The organism is Streptosporangium sp. NPDC004631 (assembly GCF_053601935.1).
In genome coordinates this window covers 76,070-95,849 of record NZ_JBSGCR010000009.1, presented here as the reverse complement: position 1 = coordinate 95,849, position 19,780 = coordinate 76,070, and the positions used below count along the sequence as shown (strand labels likewise).

The 19,780-nt window shown below is 73.5% G+C and carries 15 protein-coding genes; 7 read left to right on the top strand and 8 right to left on the bottom strand.

Features of this window, described 5'->3' with window-relative positions; genetic code table 11:
* Positions 1-70: 70 nt before the first annotated feature.
* The 5 genes from ACWEF2_RS12050 to ACWEF2_RS12030 form a co-directional block, all read right to left on the bottom strand.
* Positions 71-562, bottom strand: coding sequence for a (2Fe-2S)-binding protein (locus tag ACWEF2_RS12050; protein WP_355590896.1), 492 nt, complete (start codon positions 560-562; stop codon positions 71-73).
* On the bottom strand, positions 555-1,424 hold the full coding sequence (locus ACWEF2_RS12045; protein ID WP_453814421.1) for an FAD binding domain-containing protein: 870 nt from the start codon (positions 1,422-1,424) through the stop codon (positions 555-557). The genes ACWEF2_RS12050 and ACWEF2_RS12045 overlap by 8 nt, the downstream gene beginning before the upstream one ends.
* Positions 1,421-2,800 carry a uracil-xanthine permease family protein gene (locus ACWEF2_RS12040; protein WP_453814419.1) on the bottom strand — a complete coding sequence of 460 codons (1,380 nt, stop codon included), beginning with the start codon at positions 2,798-2,800 and terminating at the stop codon, positions 1,421-1,423. The genes ACWEF2_RS12045 and ACWEF2_RS12040 overlap by 4 nt, the downstream gene beginning before the upstream one ends.
* Positions 2,801-2,987: 187 nt before the next feature.
* Entirely contained in the window at positions 2,988-3,212 is a 225-nt protein-coding gene (locus tag ACWEF2_RS12035) for an RNA-binding S4 domain-containing protein (RefSeq protein WP_453814417.1), read from the bottom strand.
* Positions 3,213-3,219: 7 nt separating this feature from the next.
* The gene (locus ACWEF2_RS12030; protein WP_453814415.1) at positions 3,220-4,782 is read right to left on the bottom strand and encodes a PucR family transcriptional regulator; all 1,563 of its coding nucleotides are present in this window, start codon (positions 4,780-4,782) and stop codon (positions 3,220-3,222) included.
* Positions 4,783-5,139: 357 nt separating this feature from the next.
* On the opposite strand from ACWEF2_RS12030, the gene ACWEF2_RS12025 reads away from it, so the two are divergent.
* The 5 genes from ACWEF2_RS12025 (at position 5,140) to ACWEF2_RS12005 (ending at position 12,673) form a co-directional block, all read left to right on the top strand.
* Positions 5,140-6,030: a DUF2877 domain-containing protein gene (locus ACWEF2_RS12025; RefSeq protein WP_453814413.1), complete on the top strand. Its 891-nt coding sequence runs from the start codon at positions 5,140-5,142 to the stop codon at positions 6,028-6,030.
* Positions 6,020-7,558, top strand: a complete 1,539-nt coding sequence (locus ACWEF2_RS12020; RefSeq protein ID WP_453814411.1) for an FdrA family protein — start codon at positions 6,020-6,022, stop codon at positions 7,556-7,558. The genes ACWEF2_RS12025 and ACWEF2_RS12020 overlap by 11 nt, the downstream gene beginning before the upstream one ends.
* Positions 7,559-7,625: 67 nt before the next feature.
* Positions 7,626-9,035 carry a DUF1116 domain-containing protein gene (locus ACWEF2_RS12015; RefSeq protein ID WP_453814409.1) on the top strand — a complete coding sequence of 470 codons (1,410 nt, stop codon included), beginning with the start codon at positions 7,626-7,628 and terminating at the stop codon, positions 9,033-9,035.
* A 233-nt stretch (positions 9,036-9,268) separates the two neighbouring features.
* Positions 9,269-11,332, top strand: coding sequence for a protein kinase domain-containing protein (locus ACWEF2_RS12010; RefSeq protein WP_453814407.1), 2,064 nt, complete (start codon positions 9,269-9,271; stop codon positions 11,330-11,332).
* 126 nt (positions 11,333-11,458) lie between these two features.
* A complete protein-coding gene (locus ACWEF2_RS12005) occupies positions 11,459-12,673 on the top strand; it encodes an MFS transporter (RefSeq protein ID WP_453814405.1) in 1,215 nt (404 codons plus the stop codon).
* Between the two features lie 10 nt (positions 12,674-12,683).
* Here ACWEF2_RS12005 and ACWEF2_RS12000 read toward each other — a convergent pair whose 3' ends face one another.
* From ACWEF2_RS12000 to ACWEF2_RS11990, 3 genes are all read right to left on the bottom strand, one after another.
* Positions 12,684-14,279 (bottom strand): bifunctional 3'-5' exonuclease/DNA polymerase, encoded by a 1,596-nt coding sequence (locus ACWEF2_RS12000; RefSeq protein ID WP_453814403.1) that lies wholly within the window; start codon positions 14,277-14,279, stop codon positions 12,684-12,686.
* A gap of 12 nt (positions 14,280-14,291) precedes the next feature.
* The gene (locus ACWEF2_RS11995) at positions 14,292-15,824 is read right to left on the bottom strand and encodes a metallophosphoesterase family protein (RefSeq protein ID WP_453814402.1); all 1,533 of its coding nucleotides are present in this window, start codon (positions 15,822-15,824) and stop codon (positions 14,292-14,294) included.
* Between the two features lie 81 nt (positions 15,825-15,905).
* Positions 15,906-17,486: an FAD-binding oxidoreductase gene (locus tag ACWEF2_RS11990; protein ID WP_453814610.1), complete on the bottom strand. Its 1,581-nt coding sequence runs from the start codon at positions 17,484-17,486 to the stop codon at positions 15,906-15,908.
* A 46-nt stretch (positions 17,487-17,532) separates the two neighbouring features.
* Between ACWEF2_RS11990 and ACWEF2_RS11985 the strand changes: the two genes are divergently transcribed.
* On the top strand, positions 17,533-18,252 hold the full coding sequence (locus ACWEF2_RS11985; protein WP_453814400.1) for a TetR/AcrR family transcriptional regulator: 720 nt from the start codon (positions 17,533-17,535) through the stop codon (positions 18,250-18,252).
* Positions 18,249-19,745, top strand: a complete 1,497-nt coding sequence (locus tag ACWEF2_RS11980; protein ID WP_453814398.1) for a glycerol-3-phosphate dehydrogenase/oxidase — start codon at positions 18,249-18,251, stop codon at positions 19,743-19,745. Before ACWEF2_RS11985 ends, ACWEF2_RS11980 begins: the two co-directional genes overlap by 4 nt.
* Positions 19,746-19,780 lie beyond the last annotated feature (35 nt).

The following is a 19,780-nucleotide window of genomic DNA, read 5'->3' as shown; positions in this document are numbered from 1 at the left end:
CTCCCGGGGAGTTCCGGGACTCCGGAAGCCCCGGACCTCCCCGCGTTTGCGGGACCCCCGCTCCGCTCGCTCACGACTCCTCCGCGAGGATCTCGGCCGCGCGGTGAACGGACCTGACGATGTTCTGGTAGCCCGTACACCGGCACAGGTTGCCGGAGACGCCCTCCAGCACCTCCTCCCTGGTCGGCGCCGGGTTCTCCCGGAGCAGGGCGGTGACCGTGCACAGGAAACCCGGGGTGCAGAAACCGCACTGCAGGCCGTGGCATTCGGCGAAGGCCCGCTGCACGGGCGACATCGCGCCGCCGGGGCCGGCGAGCCCCTCCACGGTGGTGATGTCGTGCCCGTCGGCGGTCACCGCGAACATCAGGCAGGAACGGACCGGCTCCCCGTCCAGCAGCACCGTGCAGCACCCGCAGACCCCGTGCTCGCACCCGACGTGCGTGCCGGTCAGCCCGAGGTCGTGCCGGATGCAGTCGGACAGCAGCCGCCGGCCGGGCACCTCGACCCGCCGTACCAGGCCGTTCACGGTCAGTGTGATCGCGATGTCCGCCGTCTTACCCATCGGCCGCCTCCCCTGCCGCGTCACGCAGTGCCCGCTCCGCCAGCACCCCGACCAGGTGCCGCCGGTAGTCGGCGCTCGCGTGGATGTCCGCCTCCGGTTCGACCCGCGCCCGTACGGCCCGCGCCGCCGCGCCCCAGTCGGCCGAGCCCGGCGGCCGGTGGCCGCAGACCTCGGTGACGTCGGCGAGCATCGGGACGGGGCCCACACCCACACACGCCACCCGGGCTGCGGCGATCCGCAGGTCGTCGTCGAGCCGGACCAGTGCCGCGACCCCGGCCAGGGCGTAGTCGCCGTGCCGCCTGGCCACCTCGTGGAAGGCGGTGCCCGAGCGCGGGGGCAGCGCGGGGAACAGGGCGGAGACGGCCAGTTCACCCGGCTCGATCGCCGACTCCAGGGGGCCGGTGAAGAAGTCGGCGGCGGAGACGTCCCTGACGGCGCCGGGGCGTGCCAGCCGTACCGAGCCGCCGAGCAGGGCGAGCACGGCGGGCAGTTCGGCGGCGGGGTCGGCGTGCACCAGGCTGCCGACCACGGTGCCCCGGTTGCGGATCACCGGGTGCGCGACCAGCCGGAGCGCCTGGCGGAGCAGGGGCTGTGCCGCGGCGACCGGCCGGGAACGCTCCACCTGGGCGTGCCTGGCCAGCGCGCCGGTCCGGACGCCGCCCGGCTCCACGGTGACGGCGGCCAGCTCGGTGAGCCGGTTGATGTCGACGATGTGCCCGGGGGCCGCCAGCCGCATGTTCAGCATCGGGATCAGGCTCTGGCCGCCCGCGAGCACCTTGCCGTGCTCCCCGGCGTCGGCGAGGGTCTTCAGCGCCTCGCCGACGGAGCGGGGGGCGTGATAGTCGAAGGGGGACGGCTTCACCCGGACGCCTCTCGCTCGTGCGAGACCGGCCCGGCGGAGGCGTCCGCCCCCGTGCGGGACAGCGCCCGCAGCAGGTGATAGCCCCCCACCACCACGATGGTGCCCAGCGCGATGCCCTCCAGCGCGAAGGTGGAGCCGACCATGTGCCTGACCGGGCCGATGGCGAGGATGATGCCCGCGCCGATCGGCACCATGTTGATCGGGTCTGAGAAGTCGACGCGGTTCTCGACCCAGATCTTCGCGCCGAGCAGGCCGATCATGCCGTAAAGGATCACGGTGATGCCGCCGAGCACCCCGCCCGGGGTCGCCGCGATCAGCGCGCCGAACTTGGGGCAGAGGCCGAACAGGATCGCGATGACGGCCGCGATGTAGTAGGCGGCCGTGGAGTAGACCCTCGTCGCGGCCATCACCCCGATGTTCTCGGCGTAGGTGGTGGTCGGGGAACCTCCGAACGTGCCGGCGACCGCGGTGGCGACACCGTCACCCATGATCGCCCGGCCCATGTAGGGGTCCACGTCGACACCGGTCATCTCCCCGACCGCCTTGACGTGGCCCACGTTCTCCGCGATCAGCGCGATCACGGCCGGGAGCACCAGCAGCACGGCGGAGAACCTGATGTCGGGCAGGTGGGTGCCGGGCCATCCGATCCAGGGGGCGTCCGCCACGGCGGCGAAGCTCACCCGCGGATGCGTGTCGACCTTGGCGGTGACCGCGTTGTAGGCGGTGATGTTCCCGAAGATCCTGTCGGCCCCCCAGGAGAGGAGGAAACCGGTGACCAGGCCGAGCAGGATGCCGATCCGGCCGACGAAGCCCTTGAAGACCACGATGATCACGAAGGTGACGGTCATCGTGATCAGGGCGATCCACTGGTCCTGCGGCCAGTAGACGTCTGCGACGACGTAGGCCAGGCCGAACCCGATCAGCATGACGACCGCGCCGGTCACCACCGGCGGGAAGATCCGGTTGATGATCTGCACGCCCAGGTAGTGGATCGCCACACCCACGAGCGCGAGCACCAGGCCGACGACGAGGATCGCCCCGGTGACGATCGCGTCGGCCGCGGGCGTGTCACCGCCGTACAGCGCCCGGATGGCGAGAACCCCTCCCACGAACGAGGCGCTCGTCCCGAGGTAGCTGGGGATCCTCCCGTTCACGATGAGCAGGAACATGATCGTCGCGACACCGGAGAACATGATGGCCACGTTGGGGTCGAGCCCCATGACCAGCGGGAAGACGAACGTCGCGCCGAACATCGCGACGACGTGCTGCGCCCCGAACCCCAGCATGCGCGGCCAGGACAGCCGCTCGTCCGGCCTGACGACCTCTCCCGGCGCCAGGGTCCTGCCGTCTCCGTGTTCCTTCCAACCTGCAACCATCAAGCCCTACCTCTCACCGGGCCGTCGGTCGGTGTCCGCCCCGCAGGCATCCCTCCGGCGAATCCCCATGCTGTCGTTGCGGGCACATTAGGTCGGCGACCATTCCCTTACACCGTCATGATCTGCCAAATCTGAGGCGCCGACCGGTGAACGCCTTGTGCGCCGGCCGGCGGCACCCGGCCGGAGGTCAGGCGCCGGGGGCGATCACGTGGATCTCGAAGCCGTCACCCGCCACGACCTGGCCCGCGCGGATCTTGCAGGTCTTCCGGAGTTCGACCTCGCCGTCGACCATGACGTTGCCCTCGGCGATGAAGTGCTTGGCCTGGCCGCCGGTGTCGGTGACGGCGCAGTACTTCAGCAGATCACACAGCGGGATGTAGTCGGTTTCCAGCTCAAAGGTCTCGTTCACCATCGAGAGTCTAGATGCCGCGCATCCGCAGGACGTGCAGCGCGAGGGTGAGGTTCAGCCGCAGGTGGGCGTCCTCGGTGAAGTTCCCGAGCATCCGTTCCAGCTTGCCGATCCGATAGCGCAGCGTGTTGTAGTGAAAGTGCAGCCTGCGGGCCGTCTCGGCGACGTTGAGGTTGGTCTCCAGCAGCACCTGGAGGGTCCGGCGGAGATCACCGCTCTCGGCGTCGGTGTCGGAGGCGAGCGGGCCGAGGGTCTCGCGGACGAAGGCGTGCAGCTCGGCGGTGTCGCTGACCAGGGAGAGCAGGCGGTAGACGCCGAGCTGGTCGAAGTGGGCGACCGCGCCGGGGCCGTGCAGCTGGCGGCCCACCTTGGCCGCCTTCAGTGCCTGGCCGTACGCCTCGGGCAGCGCCTCGGCCCCGGCGGCGGTACGGCTGGCACCGGTGGAGAAGGTGGCGGGCAGGCATTCGGCGAAGGCCGTGACGGCGTCCTTGGCGAGGCGCGCGGTGTCGACGCCCGCGCCCACGACGGTGACGACCTCGTGGGAGAAGCCGGCCACCGCGCCGCGCCGGTCGTGGCGGCGCATCGCACTGGTCCAGCAGGTGACCAGGCGGTCCTGGGCGACACGCTCGTCGCCCTCGGGGTCGAGCTCGGCCACCAGCACGGTGACCGGGCGCTCCAGATCCCAGCCGAAGGCCCTGGCCCGCGCGACGACCCGCTCGGAACCTCCGGCCCGGCCGGCGAGCACGTCGCGCAGGAAGTCCGCGCGGTACTTGCTCTCCACCGCGTTGACCGCCTCCTGCCGGGTCACCACGAGCGCGGCGACCGTGGCGGCACGTTCCAGGATGCCGACGTCGCTGTCACCGATCGCCCCCGCGGCGTCGCAGGCGACGATCCGGCCGTGGTGGTGGCCGCCCGCGACGACGGGGACCGAGGTGTGGAGGCCGTCGGGGTCGGCGCGCAGCAGGGCCACCTGCTCGGCGGGGCCCGCGGCGGCCAGCACCTGACCGGCCCCGTCCAGCACGGCCACGGCCACGCCCAGCAGCGCGGTGACCTCGGCGGTCACCTCGCGCAGCCCGCCCCCGGCGAGCACCACCTGGACCAGCGCCCGGTGCGCCTCCTCTGCCCTGGCCAGCACGGCGGCCTGCCGGTTGAGGATGTCGGTGAGGACCTGGTTGAGGATGTCGTCGAAGCCGACGTCGTCGGGGAGCTGGATCAGCGGGAAGCCCAGCCGGTCGGCCTGCCTGACCATCTCGTCGGGCAGCCGGTCCAGATAGCGGCCGAGTTTGATCGCCAGCGCGGCCAGGCCGCGTTCGTCCAGGTCGGCCACGAGCCGGTCGAGCGACTGGGGGGTGTTGCGCAGCGGATAGCCGGTGGTGAGGAGCAGTTCGTGCGGCTTCACCCAGGCCAGGACGTCGGGAACCTCCATCACGTTGAGCCGCTGCACGACCCGGCCCAGACCCCGTTCTCCGGCGATCAGCCGGGCTCCGGCCAGTGTCGAGACGCCGAGGACCTCGCCGACCGCGACGCCGTGAGTGATCGTTCCAGTGCTCGCCAGACGAACGGGAGGTTCCATGACGTGATTGTGGCGGATGGGACCGTCTGTCAGGAAGAGCCAACCTTTGGGCTGACTGTTGGCAGCTTTCTCCGTACGGGGGAGATCCGGGAACGTTCTACCGTCGGCTCAGGTGGATGGGGGGGTCGTGAGCGAGCAGAGCGGCAGGACCGGCGGGAACGGCGTGGTCACCGGTACAGGCGCGACCGGAGACACCGGGACGGGTACGGGCGCCGGCGGAACGGGCACGGACGCGGGCGGGGACACGGGCGGGGACGCCGCCACCGGTGCCTGCACCGTCACGGACGCGGGTATGAGCGCTGTCGTGGACACGGATAAGGACGCCGTCACGGAGACGGAACCCGCGGGGAGGGGCCGATGACCGTTGGAACGCGGCCCAGACCCAGGCGTGCCGCCGAACCGGCTCACGCGACCGGCGCGGCCAGCACGGCCCTGCGCCCGGTGCTGGAGTCGCCCAAGAGCCCCGCCCGGGTGCTGGCGGCCTTCCCCGTCGGGATCTACCTGGAGGTCCGTACCGAGCTCGAACCACACGTGATCGCGGTGGTGACCGGGGAGGCCGTACGGCTGCCCAACGCGATGGTCGTCGGCGGCCCGATCCCCCGGGTCTCCGTGGGGGACGACGCGTACGTGGGGGACGGTTCGATCGAGATCGGGCGGCTCAGCCTGCGGGCGCACCGCTGGTGGGACCCGGCCCCGCCGCTGGGCCCGGTGGATCCGGCGCTGCTGGCCTCCTCGCTGCCGATGATGGCCGAGTTGTGCGACCGCTCGGCCAGGCGGCCGGGTCTTGAGGGCAACGACGCGGCCGGACTGCTGGCCGAGGGGTGCTCCACGGCGTCGCTGCTCCACGCCGTCACGGCCGCCGAACAGCTCATCGGCCTGGGGCCGGGGCTCACCCCCAGCGGTGACGACATGCTCGCCGGACTGCTGGTCGCCCTGCGCCACCTGGGCACCTCGGCCGGCGTGGACCGGGCCGTCTGGCTGGCCGACTGGCTGGCCGCCGCGGTCACCTTCGGCGCCCGGGGCAGGACCACCTCCATCTCCGCCGCGCTGCTGCACTGCGCGGCCCGGGGTGAGGCCGGGGGTGAGGTGCTGGCCGTACTGCGGGGCCTGGCCGGGCTGCAACCGCTGCCGCTCGCGCTGCACCGGCTGCTCCGGCTCGGTCACACCTCGGGGGCCGACCTCGCCTGGGGGGTGCGGATCGGCCTGGCCGCCGTCGTCGATCTGGAGGGGAGGGCGGTTGAGCGCTGATCTGGTCCGGGTGCACCAGGGGGTGTACCACGACTCGGTGAGCCTGATGCGGGTCAGCCAGGCGGTCACCGGACTGCCCGGGGTGGAGGTGGCGGTCGTGGCGATGGCCACGGAGCTCAACCTCGGCATCGCCGCCGACCTGGGTTTCGACCTTCCCGAAGCGGGGCCGGGGGATCTGCTGATCGCCCTGCGCAGCGGCGGCCCGGCCGAGCCGGAGGCTCTGCGGGCGGCGGACGCCGAACTCGACCGGTTGCTGGCGGGGCTCGCCGTCCGAGCGGCCGGTGACCTCTCGGGCGCGGGCGGCGGCCACCCGCCGCGCACCGTCCGCACCGCCGCCCGTGACACCGCCCACGTCACCGCCCGTGGCGGGGCCGACGGAGGAGGCGCCACGCTGGCCCTGGTCTCGGTGCCCGGACCGTACGCGTTCGCCGAGGCGTTGGACGCGATCGAGGCCGGCCTCCCTGTGATGATCTTCAGTGACAACGTGCCGGTGGAGCAGGAGGTGTTCCTCAAAAGGCGCGCCGGGGAACTGGGCGTCCTGGTCATGGGGCCCGACTGTGGCACCTCGGTGATCGGCGGCGCCGGCCTCGGTTTCTCGAACGTGCTCCGGCCCGGCCCTGTCGGGGTGGTGGCCGCCTCCGGAACCGGCGCGCAACAGGTGACCTGCCTGCTGGACCTGGCCGGTGTGGGGGTCAGCCACGTGCTGGGCGTCGGCGGCAGGGACCTGTCGGCCGAGGTGGGCGGGCTGTCCACCCTCCGGGCCCTGGAGGCGCTCGACGCCGACCCCGGGACCGAGCTGATCATCCTGATCTCCAAGCCCCCGGCCCCCGAGGTCGGGGACACGGTACGGCGTGCCGTCGGAGGGCTCGCCACCCCGGTGGTGACCGCGCTGCTCGGCCCCGGCCGGGACGATCTGACCGCCGCGACCGAGACCGCTCTGCGCGCGCTCGGCGTGCCGGTCCCCGTCTGGCGGTCCTGGCCCGCGCCCGCCCCGGCGGACGATCTCCCAGACGGAATCCGCCCCGGGAACACGGGACACGCGAAGGGCGCGAAGGGCGTGGCGGGCACGGGGACGCCGTGGGGCGGCGCGGAGGGCGTGGCGGGCACGGGGGCGCTGTGGGGCGTCTACTCGGGGGGAACGCTGTGCGCCGAGGCCCGGCTGGTCGCCGGGACCGGGGAGTTCACCGACTTCGGCGACGACGCCTACACCCGGGGCCGGGCCCATCCGATGATCGACCCCTCGCTCAGGCTGGAGGCGCTGGCGAAGGTACCGCCCGGTGACGTCGCCCTGCTCGACGTGGTCCTGGGGCACGGCGCCGACCCCGACCCCTCGGCCCGGCTCGCCCCGGGCATCGCCACGGCCGTGGCCCGGGGGGTCCGGGTGGTCGTCGCGCTGGTCGGCTCCGGAGGCGACCCGCAGGGGCTGGAGGTCCAGGCGGAGACGCTGCGGGCCGCGGGGGCCTCGGTCTTCGCCTCCAACGCCCGGGCCGCCGGATACGCGGCGGATATCGTCGCGAGCCTCCGATGATCCGGCCGCCGCACGGCGGTGACAACCGTCCGGTCGTGAACCGCCGTTCCTCACTCAGGAGGGGTCCATGACGCCGCCCATGCTCTCCGGGGAGCCCCGCGTGATCACGGTGGGGGCCGAGATGCTCGGCGAGGCGCTGGACGCGCAGGCCGTGCCCAGGGTGGGGGTGGACTGGCGCCCGCCGATGCCCGGCACCGCCGGCGACCTCGCCCGGGTGCTGGCCGACCCGCGCAGGGTCCGCGCCAACGAGACGGCCGTGGGCCGCCTGCTGTCGGCCAGGCCCCGGCTCGTCGGGGTACGGCGGGCACGCGAGGCGCTGGATCTGGCCGAGGGCCGTTTCCTGCACGCCGGCCCGCCGATCGGCTGGGAGCGCGCCTCGGGCCCGATGCGGGGCGCGCTCATCGGCGCGATGCTGCTCGAAGGGCTGGCCTCCGACGTCTCCGACGCCGAGCGGCGGCTCGCCGCGGGGCACGCCCGTCTGGAGCCCTGCCACGGCCGGCGGGCGGTGGGGCCGATGGCGGGTGTGGTCAGCCCGTCGATGTGGATGTTCGAGGTGCGTGACGCCGAGCACGGTGGCACCGCCTACTGCTCGCTCAACGAGGGCCTGGGCAAGGTGCTGCGCTACGGCGCCTACGGCCCCGAGGTGCTGGGGCGGCTGCGCTGGATGGGCGAGGTGCTCGGTCCGGCGCTGCGGGACACCCTGGAGCTGACGGGGCCGCTGGACCTCAGGGCGCTGATCGCGCAGGCCCTGCAGATGGGCGACGAGCTGCACAACCGCAACCGCGCCGCCACCTCGCTGCTGGTGCGGGAGCTGGCCTCCGGGATCGTGGACGCCGCTCCCCGCCACGCGGCCGAGGTGCTGCGTTTCATCGGCGGCAACGACCACTTCTTCCTCAACGCGGGGATGGCGGCCTGCAAGGTGAGCGCGGACGCCGCCAGGGATGTCCCGGGCTCGACCCTGGTCGTCGCGATGGCGCGCAACGGCACGGACTTCGGCGTCCAGGTCTCCGGGCTGGGCGATCGCTGGTTCACCGGTCCCGCGGGCGTGCCCGACGGGCTCTATCTCGGCGCGTACGGCCCGGCGGACGCCAACCCGGACATCGGTGATTCCACGATCACCGAGACGGCCGGCCTGGGCGGCTTCGCGATGGCCGCCGCCCCGGCGATCGTCCGGTTCGTCGGCGGCGACGTGTCGGACGCGACCGCGGCCACCCGATCCATGTACGAGATCACCCTCGCCGAGCACCCCTCCTACCAGATCCCCGGTCTCGGCTTCCGGGGCACACCGGTCGGCGTCGACGTCACACTGGTCGCCAGGACGGGGCTGCTGCCCACCGTCAACACCGGCATCGCCGGCCGGATCGCGGGAACGGGACAGGTGGGCGCGGGTCTGGTGAACCCGCCCGCCTCGGCTTTCACCTCCGCCCTGACCGCACTGGCCGAGGCCGCGGACCGTAGCGCAAAATCGGATAAGTGATCAAATAAGCGATAAATCTCGGCGAGAAACCGGCCGACCCGGCCGTAGCGACGACGGCCGGCCACGTCGTCCGACGTCAGAGCGCGGATGACGCCCCCTCCTCCGGGAAGGGTCCGCCGCCGACAAATGTCACAGTGCGCTTTCTGTAAACATCAACTTCCTTGCCGATTGGAACCCCGATATCGTGGCCAACCTTGCGAATAGGGTTGGTTACGGGGAAGGAGCATGATCGCTTGCTCGGCGGGACCCCCATCGGTTCGGAGGACGAGAAAATCAGCGCGACCGCATCGGACGGACAGGGCAGGCTGGTCGGCAGGCGCTATCGCCTGATGTCGCCGGTCGGCCGCGGCGGCATGGGCATGGTGTGGCACGCGCACGACGTCCTGCTCGACCGCGACGTCGCGGTCAAGGAGCTGATCCTCCCCTACGGCCTCGACCACGCCGGGACGCAGGTGGCCCACCGGCGCATGATGCGCGAGGCCCGCTCCGCGGCGCGGCTCAGCCACCCCGGGATCGTCACCGTCCACGACGTGGTCGAGGAGGACGGCCGCCCCTGGATCGTGATGGAGCTGGTCCGCGCGTGGTCCCTGGAGCAGGCCGTACGGCAGAGCGGCCCACTGCCGGTGCCCCAGGCCGCCGAGATCGGCATCCGGGTGCTCGACGCGCTCCGCCACGCCCACGCCTCCGGGATCCTGCACCGTGACGTCAAGCCCGGCAACGTGCTGCTCACCTCCGACCGGGTGGTGCTCACCGACTTCGGCATCGCCGCCATAGAGGGCGACGTCACGATCACCCAGACCGGCCTGCTGATGGGCTCACCCGCCTACATCCCGCCGGAGCGGCTCTCCGGCCGGCCGTATACGCAGGCCTCCGACCTGTGGTCCTTCGGTGCCACGCTCTACGCGGCGGTCGAGGGGCGGCCGCCGTACGAGGGGCCCGACGCGGTGGCCGTGCTCGGCGCGATCCTCACCCAGGAGCCCGGCCGGCCGCAGCGGGCGGGGGCGTTGATAACCGCCATCGAGGGCCTGCTCCGCAAGGAGCCGGCCGACCGGATGACCGCCGCGCAGGTGTCGGATCTGCTGGAGCGGGTGCTGCGCAGCCACGGCTCGCCCACCCCCGACCGGGAGCCCGTCACGCAGGAGCCCTCACCGGCCCTGGGCGGCTCGGTGCCGATGCACCTCATATCGCGCCCGGACAGGCCCGCCGGTCCGATGCCCTCACGGATCATCGAGACCCCCTCGGGCCCGGTGCGGGTGCCGTACGACCCGCCGGTGGAACCGCGGGCGGACCACGCGGCCCCCTACGGCGCGCTCTCCGGTCTCGCGGGCGGACGCCCGGACCCGTCGTCCGCGCCGGGACGGCCCGTCGCGGGGGCGGCGGTGGCCGGAGTCCACGCCGGAGGGCACGGACGCGGTTACGACGCGTTGCGCAGCCCCGTCGGCGATCTCGGACGACCACCGCCGGAGGGCCCCTCCGGCGAGTTTCCCGGTGCCGCGCCCTTCGGCCCGTCGTCCGGGCCGCCCGCCTCGGCCGCCGAGATCGCCACCTCGGCCGAGGCCGCGCTCTGGCCCATCGCCCCCCAGGGCGGCCATGACGCCGCGCGAGACCCGAAGCCCTCGGCCGTGTCCGGCCGGTCCGGAGGCCGCAGGGGCTCGCGGCGCCGGGCGCCGGACGACGGCGCCTGGATGCGCGACGGCCGTCCGACACCGCGCCTGCTGCTGCTGGCCGGGGGCGTCGCGGCGCTGGTCACGGTGCTCGTCGTGCTGGTCACCACGCTGCTCGCGCCGTCCTCCTCCGGCGCGCCGGGCACCGGCGCGTCCCCCGCCTCCTCCGATCCGATGTCACCGCCCCGGGTGTCCTCCGAGGTCCCGGACGGCTACCAGACGCTGAGCGAGGGCCGCGTCTCCGCGGCGCTGCCCAAGGGCTGGACGGTGAAGACCCGGGACGGCGGGGCGGTGACCTTCTCGGGGCCGAAGGACAGCGGGCAGGGCGTCGCCGTCACCGAGGTCCCGGTCGGCGACCCGATGTCCGCGCTCGAACGGGCCGACAAGGGGGGCCTGGACGAGTACACCGAAATCGGAATGGCGCCCGTGCGGTACGGCACGTGGCGGGCCGCCGACTGGGAGTACACCTACGTCCAGCCCGGCGGCGCCGTTCCCATGCACGGGCTGACCCGCTACGTCGCGGTCAACGGCCAGACCGCCTACCTGATCACCTTCACGGTGCAGGACCTCGACTGGGAGAAGAGCGACGAGCTCCGGCAGATCTTCTTCGACACCTTCGCCTCGGCGAGCTGACCCTGGGCGGTACGCGCCCTCTGGCCACCTGACCAGTAATGACAAAATTCGCATGTGGCCATAATCCCCTCAGATCCCGTCATTTCCCCTAAGAAAACCGTAGAAGTCGCCGCCCTGCAGCGGCGGATGCTCATCGTGCTGTCCGGCGCGCAGATCACCAGCGGGATCGGCGCCGCGATGGGGCTCTCCCTCAGCTCGCTGGTGGTCGCCGAGCTCTCCGGCTCCGTGACGATCAGCGGACTGGCCGGAACGGCCACCGTGCTCGGCGCCGCGCTGCTGGCGCTGCCCACCGCCAGAACCTCGGGCAGGGGCGGACGGCGGGCCGGGCTGACCCTGGCCTACGGGTGCGCCCTGCTCGGCAGCCTGATCGCGGTGATCGCCATCACCGTGCGGTCGTGGCCGCTGCTGCTCGGCGGGCTGGTGCTGTTCGGCGGCGCCAGCGCGGGGAACCTGGCCTCCCGTTACTCCGCGACCGACCTGTCCCCGCCCGGTCACTCGGCCCGGCACCTGTCATGGGTGGTGTGGGCCGCCACGATCGGCTCGGTGGCCGGGCCCAACCTCGCCGAACCCGCCGAGCACCTCGGCCGTCTGCTCGGGCTGGCCCCGGACACCGGCCCGTTCGCGCTCGCCCTGCTGACCTTCGCGATCGCGCCGGCCATCATCATGGTCGGCCTGCGCCCCGACCCGCTGTTGCTGGCCCGCTCGATCGCCCCTCCCCCGGCCGTCCAGGACACGATGGGCAAGTCAGGCAAGCCGGGCAAGGGCACGCTGCGCACCGCGTGGCAGACCCTGCGCGAGACGCCGGCCGCGGCTCGGGCACTCGTCGCGATCGCGGTCAGCCACACGGCGATGGTGTCGGTCATGTCCATGACACCGGTGCACCTCAACCACGGCGGCGCGACCTACGCGGTCATCGGCATCGTGATCAGCCTGCACATCGCGGGCATGTACGTCCTGTCCCCGCTGGTCGGATGGCTGGCCGACCGGATCGGCCGGATCCAGGTGCTCGTGCTCGGCATGGGTCTGCTGCTCGCCTCCGCCGTCCTCTCCGGCCTGGCGGACGCGGACGACGTCGTGCAGGTGACCGCCGGGCTGGCGCTGCTCGGCGTCGGCTGGTCCTGCGGGCTGATCGCCGGGTCCGCCATGCTCACCGAGGCCGTTCCGCTGGAGCGCCGACCGGCCGTACAGGGGCTGTCGGACCTGCTGATGAACGTCTGCGGAGCGACCGGCACGGTGATCGCCGGAGTGATCGTGGGCACCCTCTCCTACGGCGTGCTCGGCGCGGGCGTGGCGGTCATGGTGACGATCACCGGTGTGTGGCTGACGCCGAGACGGACGTGACCGGCCGCCCTCACTTGGCGTCGGCGTAACACCGCACCGCGACGGCCTGCATCGGGAAGCGCACCGGGGTCGGGCCGAACAGCAGCCGGGTCGCCTCCTCGGCGGCCCGGCCCACCGCCGCGATCACCTCGTCCGCGAGCCCGGCGGGGCAGTGCACCATCACCTCGTCGTGCTGGAAGAACACCAGCACGGCCGGTGCGGGCAGCAGCCCGCGCAGCACGGCCATCAGGGTGAGCGCCCACTCCGCCGCGGTCGCCTGCACCACGAAGTTACGGGTGAACCGGCCCCGATCGCGGGCCGCCCGCCCGCCGTCCGGGCCCAAGACCAGCTCCCGCCAGCGGGCCGAGGGCGGCGGGGAGGTACGGCCGAGCCAGGATCGGACTGATTTGCCCTCCTCCCCCATCCGGGCGGCCTCCTCCACGAACCGGTAGGCCCGGGGGAAGCGCTGCCGCATCACGGCCAGCAGCTTGGGCGCGTCACCGCTGGTCCCGCCGTACATCGCCGACAGCATGGCGATCTTGGCGTGGTCACGCTCACCGCCGAACGCCTGGGCCAGCGCCTGATAGAGGTCGATCTGCCCGGCGGCCCCGGCGAGCCCCTCGTCGCCCGCCATCGCGGCCAGCACCCGGGGTTCGAGCTGGGCCGCGTCGGCGACGACCAGCGTCCAGCCCTCGTCCGCCACCACGACCCTGCGCATCACCTTGGGGATCTGCAGCGCGCCGCCGCCGCTGGTGGCCCAGCGGCCCGACACCACTCCGCCCACGACGTACTCGGGCCGCAGCCGGTGGTCGCGGACCCACTGGTCGGCCCAGGACCAGCCGTGGAAGCTGTGGATCCTGGCCAGCTCCTTGTAGGCGAGCAGGGGCGCCACGCCCGGATGGTCGACGTCCTTGATCTCGTGAGCCCGGGTGGAGGCGACGGGCACGCCCGCGGACTTGAACGCCTTGACGATCTGCTGCGGGGAGTCGGGGTTGAACGGCGCGCCGAAGGCGGCCGAGACCTGGTCGGCCAGGGCCTGGAGCCTGGCGGGCCGCATGCCGTGCACCGGACGCGGGCCGAGCAGGCCGGTCAGCAGCTCGTCGTGCACGTCCTCCCGCCAGGGGATGCCCTCGTGGCCCATCTCCGCCGCGATCAGCGCCCCCGCCGACTCGGCGGCCACCAGCAGCCGGAAACGCCCGGGGTCGGCGGTGGCCTCGATCCGCCGGAGCTGATCGGCGTGGACCTCGGCGACCAGGTCGGCGTCGGGCGGCGGAGGCTCCTCACCGAACAGCGTCGCCTGCCGCGCCTGCGGACCGTGGTGATCCTGTGGCACCTCCAGGCCGTGCAGCCGGGCGTGGGCGGCCCGGATCGACCTGGGCTCGCCGTGACGCCCCTCGTAGCCGAGGAGGAGACTCTCGGCCAGCGCCAGGTCGTGACAGCGCGCCAGGCGCACCCCGGCGTCGAGGAGCGCGGGATAGACCTCCCGGGTGTCGGCCCAGATCCAGCGGGGCCGCCCGGACTCCAGCTCCCGCACGGCCGCCGCCAGGTCGGCGACGGTCTCGGCACCTCGCCCGTCGGGTCGTAGGACGCCCGCGATGCCGGGGCCGGCGGCGACTGCCACGTTCATCCGCCCACCCTGTCACGCCGGGCCGACAGTTCCCGGCGGGGGGAGCGGGATCTCGACCTCGTCCTCCAGCGGGGGCTCCACCTCCTGCGGCAGGCAGCCGGTGGCGGCGAAGCAGCGGATCCTCAGCGTCCTCGGGGTCACCGAGACGTGCAGGAAGCTCTTGAAGAACGGCGGGGTGTCCCAGTCGGACAGCTCGGACAGATAGCGGTGGAAGACCGGGCCCACCGGCAGCCGGAACGGCATCGGCCGGCCGCCGAGGATCCCGGCCGCCCACCGCATCCGCCGCGTGATCGGGATGGGCGGGATGTCCCTGGGCGGGGTGTTGCCGATCCGCTCCGACATCAGGGCCACCCCCTCCTGGGGGGTGAGGTAGAGCCAGCGCATACGGAACCGTTCGCTGTAGAGCTTGCTGTAGAACGACAGCGAGTCGCCGCGGAGCGGGTAGCACCTGTAGTCGTCCTCGTGCACACCGCCGACCGTGATCCGGGGAATGGTGTGGGTGGCGTGCATGAAGGCCCCCGAGCCGCCCGCCACGATGTACTGGATGGTCCGGTCACCGGTCCTGACCGGGAAGCGCTGGTAGTTGTGCACGTCGCCGCCTATCGCCGCGACGTAGTTGTGCGCGGGGTCGGTGACGATGTCGTCGATCGTGCCGCCGCCTTCGAGCCTGGACGGCTTGTACTCGTTGCGGGTGTAGATCGGCTTGCCGGTGATCAGCACCTTGGGCCGGGGATCCAGCGAGACCTCGCGCAGCCACCGCGCCTGCTCGGAGTCCAGGCTGCTGTGGATCCCGGTGTCCACCCCCACGATGAGCAGGCCGGACGTCTCCAGCGCCCAGTACGGCGCGGGCTGCGCGGCCCGCTGCTCGGGCAGCGCCCTGCGCTCGCGCGCCCTGGCCAGGGCGGCCTCGTCGACCTCGTCCGGCCTGCGCCAGAGCAGCTCGCGCAGTCCGGCGAGCGAGAACCCGGCCCTGTCCCGCGCCGCCTCCGGCGCGGGGGCGTCGCAGAAGACGCGCATGAAGCCGCCGAGCCCGTCGTACCAGTCGTGGTTGCCGGGGACCGCGTAGATCGGCGCCCGGTAGTCCTTGTAGGGACGGAAGAACTTGTCGTCGTACTCGTTGCCGGAGCCGGCGGGGTAGATCACGTCACTGGCGATGACGGCGAACGCGGTGCCCTCGCCGACCTTGAGCAGGCCGGGGACGACGGCGTACTGCGAGGCGTCCCCCTCGCCGGTGTCGCCGAGGACGAGGAAGGAGAACTCGGGGCCGACGTCCACGGGAACCCGGAAGGAGGGATCCACGCCCCGCTCCCGCTGGGAGGCCGTCCAGCGGGAGCGGAGCCGGCCCGAGGGGTCGCCCAACAGGCCCGCGATGATCTCGTTCCTGGACTTCCAGAGGGTCCGCGGCCGGAACCAGGTGAAGGTGTCCCTGTTGGGACGCAGGTCCTTGAAGCCGCCGATCTGAACGCAGGACCAGCCGGCCCCCTCCTCGGAGACCCGGGAGGAGACCTCCCGCCCGCGCTCCGCGACCCGCCCTATATCAACCATGACCGTATTTTGGCGTTGATCTTACGAAGACGCACCCGGGTCGGGGAAGCCGGCGACCTCAGCAGCGGGGGCGGGCGGCCGTCAGCCGGCCGGCCGCCGGGGGATCAGCACACCGGGGTTGAGAACGCCCTCCGGATCGAGCCGGTCCTTGATCCCGCGCAGGATCTCCACGCCCAGCTCGCCGATCTCGGCCGCGTGGGCCTCACGGTGGTCGCGGCCGACCCCGTGGTGGTGCGAGATCGTCCCCCCGGCCGCGACGATCGCCTCACCGGCCGAGCGCTTGGCCGCCTCCCACTGCGCGAGGGGGTCGCCGCTCTGCGCCGTGACGACCGTGAAGTAGAGGCAGGCACCCGTGTCGTACACGTGGGAGATGTGGCACATCACCAGCGGCGAGCCGAGCGAGGCGTGCAGCGCGCCCCGCACGGCGTCGTAGAGCCGGGGCAGGTTGGACCAGAACCCCGCGGTCTCCAGCGTCTCCACGGTGGCCCCCGCGGCGAGCAGGGAGTCGCGCAGATAGGGGGCCGAGTAACGGCCGCGCGCCCAGGACTCGCCCGGCTCCGGGCCGAGGTGGACACCGCCGAGCCCGGAGAGCACGGCCGCGGCGCGCTCGCGCCTGGCGGGCACCTCCTCGCCGCCCTCGTGGCCCACGACGACCAGGCAGCCCGCACCGGCCGCGAGGGTGCCGATCCCGTCCGGTCCCGCCAGGCCGACCATCGTCTCGGTCTCGTCGGAGAGCCGGAGCACGGTAGGCAGCGGGCCGTCCTGGGCGAGCCGCCGGAGCGCGGCCGAGCCGGCCGCGAACGACTCGAACCGCCAGCCCTCGTAGCGCCGCTCGGCGGGGGCCCGCCGGACACGGAGCCGGAGCGAGGTGATCACCCCGAACGCGCCCTCCGAACCGAGGAACACCTGCCGCAGGTCGGGCCCAGCGGCCGACCTGGGCGCGCGGCCGAGGTCGAGGGTGCCGCGCGGGGTGGCCACGGTCATGCCGACGACCATGTCGTCGAACCGGCCGTATCCCGCCGAGGACTGGCCGCTGGACCGGGCCGCGGCGAAGCCGCCCAGCGTGGCGTACTCGAACGACTGGGGGAAGTGGCCCAGGGTGAGCCCGTGCCCGGCGAGGAGCCGCTCGGCCAGCGGCGCGCGCAGCCCCGGCTCCATCTCGGCCACCATCGACTCGGCGTCCACCGAGACGAGCCGGTCGAGCCGGCTCAGGTCCAGCGCGACGACCCCGGAAAAACCCCGCCGGGTGGCCACCAGGCCACCGACGACCGAGGTGCCCCCGCCGAACGGGACGACCGCGACCCGGTGGGCGGCACAGACCCGCAGCACCTCCAGCACCTCGGTGTGGGAGCCGGGCAGCACCACGGCGTCGGGCGCGTCGGAACCGTCACCCGCGCGCATCCGGATCAGGTCGGGGGTGGACTTGCCCCGGGTGTGCCGGATACGGGCGTCGTCGTCGAGGCGCACGTGACCGGCGCCCGTGACGGCGCGCAGTTCGGCGAGGACGGGCGCCGGCAGCGCCACGGCGGGCAGCCGCACCTCGCCGAGGCTCACGGCCGGGGTCTCCGGCGCGCGCACGCCCAGCATGTCCCCCAGCAGTCGGCGGACCGGCTCGGGCAGTTCGGCGGCCCTGGCGGGGTCGCCCCAGCCGGACCAGAGCATGGGTGTCGCACCGCCTGTCGGAGTTTTCACCTTTACACTGTGACATATGACGTCTATTCGTCACAACGCATCCGGAGACGGCGACCCCGGTTCCGCCTCCGCTCCCGCCCCCGGCTCGGCCTCGGCCTCCGCTCCCGACCGGCCTTCCGGCTCGGCGTCCGGCACAGCCGTGCCCGGTCCGCCTCCCGGCCCGGTCCCCCCGCCGTCGCCCGGTCCGGCCGCTCCGGACCCGGTTCTGGACCCGGTTCTGGACGCGGCCAGGGAGGTGGTGCTCGCGGTCGGGGTCCGGCGGACCACGCTCACCGAGGTGGCCCGCCGGGCCGGGCTCTCCCGGATGACGATCTACCGCCGCTGGCCCGACGTACGCGCTCTCGTCGCCGACCTGATGACCCGCGAGTGGGTGCTCGTCGCCGGCCGGTTCGCCACCGAGGACCCGGTCACCGCGGCGGTGGCGGTGGTACGGGCGCTGCGCGACCACCCGCTCTGGCGCAAGATCGTCGAGGTGGACCCGGAGCTGCTCCTGCCGTACCTGCTGCGGCGCAGGGGCTCCAGTCACGAGGCCATGCTCTCGCTGGTCGAGTCGGCCCTCATCCGGGGTCAGGCGCTGGGCACCGTACGGCCCGGCGACCCGGCGAGGCTGGCCGGAGCGATCATGCTGACCGCCCAGTCGTTCCTGCTGTCCGGCCCGGCCATGCTCACCCCGCTCACCCGCGACGACCTGGACGCCGAGCTCACCACCCTCCTGGAGAGGTACCTCCGACCGTGAACCCCTCACTCAACGCCGCGCGGCGCTCGCGCGAGCTCGCCGAGGTCCGCGACCTCGTGGTGGACGTGCTGGTCGCCGGGCTGGGTGCCACCGGTGCCGGCGCGGCGCTCGACGCGGCCTCCAGGGGGCTCTCCGTGGCCGCGATCGACGCCCACGACCTGGCGTTCGGCACCTCCCGGTGGAGTTCCAAGATGATCCACGGCGGGCTCCGCTATCTGGCCAGGGGGCAGGTGGGGGTGGCGTACGAGAGCGCCGTGGAACGCGGGATCCTGCTCCGCCGCACCGCCCCGCACCTGGTCGGCGCCCAGCCGTACCTGCTGCCGCTGACCCCGGGGGTGTCCGGGGCGCGGGCGGCGGCGGTGATGGCCGGCTACCGGCTCGGCGACGGGCTGCGGACGGCCGCGGGCACGCCCCGCCGCCTGCTGCCCGGCCCGGCGCGGATCCGCGCCGGACGGGCACTCGGCCTGGCCGCGCCACTGAGCCCGCGGGGGCTGCGTGGCGCGCTGCTGTCCTGGGACGGCCGGCTGGTGGACGACGCCCGGCTGGTGGTCGCGCTGGCCAGGACGGCCGCGTCGTGGGGGGCCAGGGTACTGACCCGCTGCCGGGCCCTGGAGGTGACCGGGGACGGGGCTCTGGTCCGTGACGAGCTCACCGGGGACGTCTTCACGATCCGGGCCAGGACCGTGATCAACGCCACCGGGGTCTGGGCCGCCGGCCTCACCCCGGGCATCGAGATGCGGCCCTCGCGCGGCACCCATCTGGTGCTCCGGCCACAGACCCTGCCGGGGCTCACCGCCGGGCTGCACGTGCCGATCCCCGGCGAGGGCAACCGGTTCGTCCTGGTGCTCCCCCAGGCCGACGGCCGCATCCACGTCGGGCTCACCGACGAGCCGGTGGAGGGGGCGCTCCCCGACGTCCCGGAGGCCCCGGAGGAGGACGTGACGTTCCTGCTCGACGTGCTCAACTCGGTGCTGGAGACGCCGGTCGGCCGGCACGAGGTGGCCGGGGCCTACGCCGGGCTGCGCCCGCTGCTGGCCGCGCGGGGGCGGACCGCCGACCTGTCCAGGAGGCACGCGCTGCTGACCTCGCGGGACGGGGTGGTCACGATCGTGGGCGGCAAGCTCACCACCTACCGGCGGATGGCCGAGGACGCGGTGGACCGGGCGGTGTCGCTCGGGCGTCTCGGCGCGGGCGAGAGCCGCACGGCGCGGCTGCCCCTGGTCGGCGCCACCGGCGCCACCGGCGGGGTGCCACGACGGCTGGTGGAGCGTTACGGGGGCGAGGCCGCGGCGGTGCGGGCGCTGGCGGTGGAGGATCCGGCCCTGGCCGAGCCGCTGCCCACCGGGATCACCGGGGCCGAGTTCGTCTGGGCCGTCCGGCACGAGGGGGCGCTGAACGTGGACGACCTGCTCGACCGCCGCACCCGGATCGGCCTGGTCCCCGAGGATCGGGCCGCCGCCCTTCCGGCGGCGACGGCGGCGCTGGCCCGCTGAGCGGAGCCGGCCGGGAAGGGCGGCCGCCTGACCCT

Bases quoted from the DNA above. Each gene is read 5' to 3' on its own strand.
- ACWEF2_RS11990 (WP_453814610.1), bottom strand. From the start codon at position 17,486: ATGCTCTGGTCCGGCTGGGGCGACCCCGCCAGGGCCGCCGAACTGCCC.
- ACWEF2_RS12050 (WP_355590896.1), bottom strand. From the start codon at position 562: ATGGGTAAGACGGCGGACATCGCGATCACACTGACCGTGAACGGCCTG.
- ACWEF2_RS12040 (WP_453814419.1), bottom strand. From the start codon at position 2,800: ATGGTTGCAGGTTGGAAGGAACACGGAGACGGCAGGACCCTGGCGCCG.
- ACWEF2_RS12005 (WP_453814405.1), top strand. From the start codon at position 11,459: ATGCTCATCGTGCTGTCCGGCGCGCAGATCACCAGCGGGATCGGCGCC.
- ACWEF2_RS12035 (WP_453814417.1), bottom strand. From the start codon at position 3,212: ATGGTGAACGAGACCTTTGAGCTGGAAACCGACTACATCCCGCTGTGT.
- ACWEF2_RS12030 (WP_453814415.1), bottom strand. From the start codon at position 4,782: ATGGAACCTCCCGTTCGTCTGGCGAGCACTGGAACGATCACTCACGGC.
- ACWEF2_RS12000 (WP_453814403.1), bottom strand. From the start codon at position 14,279: ATGAACGTGGCAGTCGCCGCCGGCCCCGGCATCGCGGGCGTCCTACGA.
- ACWEF2_RS12025 (WP_453814413.1), top strand. From the start codon at position 5,140: ATGACCGTTGGAACGCGGCCCAGACCCAGGCGTGCCGCCGAACCGGCT.
- ACWEF2_RS12015 (WP_453814409.1), top strand. From the start codon at position 7,626: ATGACGCCGCCCATGCTCTCCGGGGAGCCCCGCGTGATCACGGTGGGG.
- ACWEF2_RS11985 (WP_453814400.1), top strand. From the start codon at position 17,533: ATGACGTCTATTCGTCACAACGCATCCGGAGACGGCGACCCCGGTTCC.
- ACWEF2_RS11995 (WP_453814402.1), bottom strand. From the start codon at position 15,824: ATGGTTGATATAGGGCGGGTCGCGGAGCGCGGGCGGGAGGTCTCCTCC.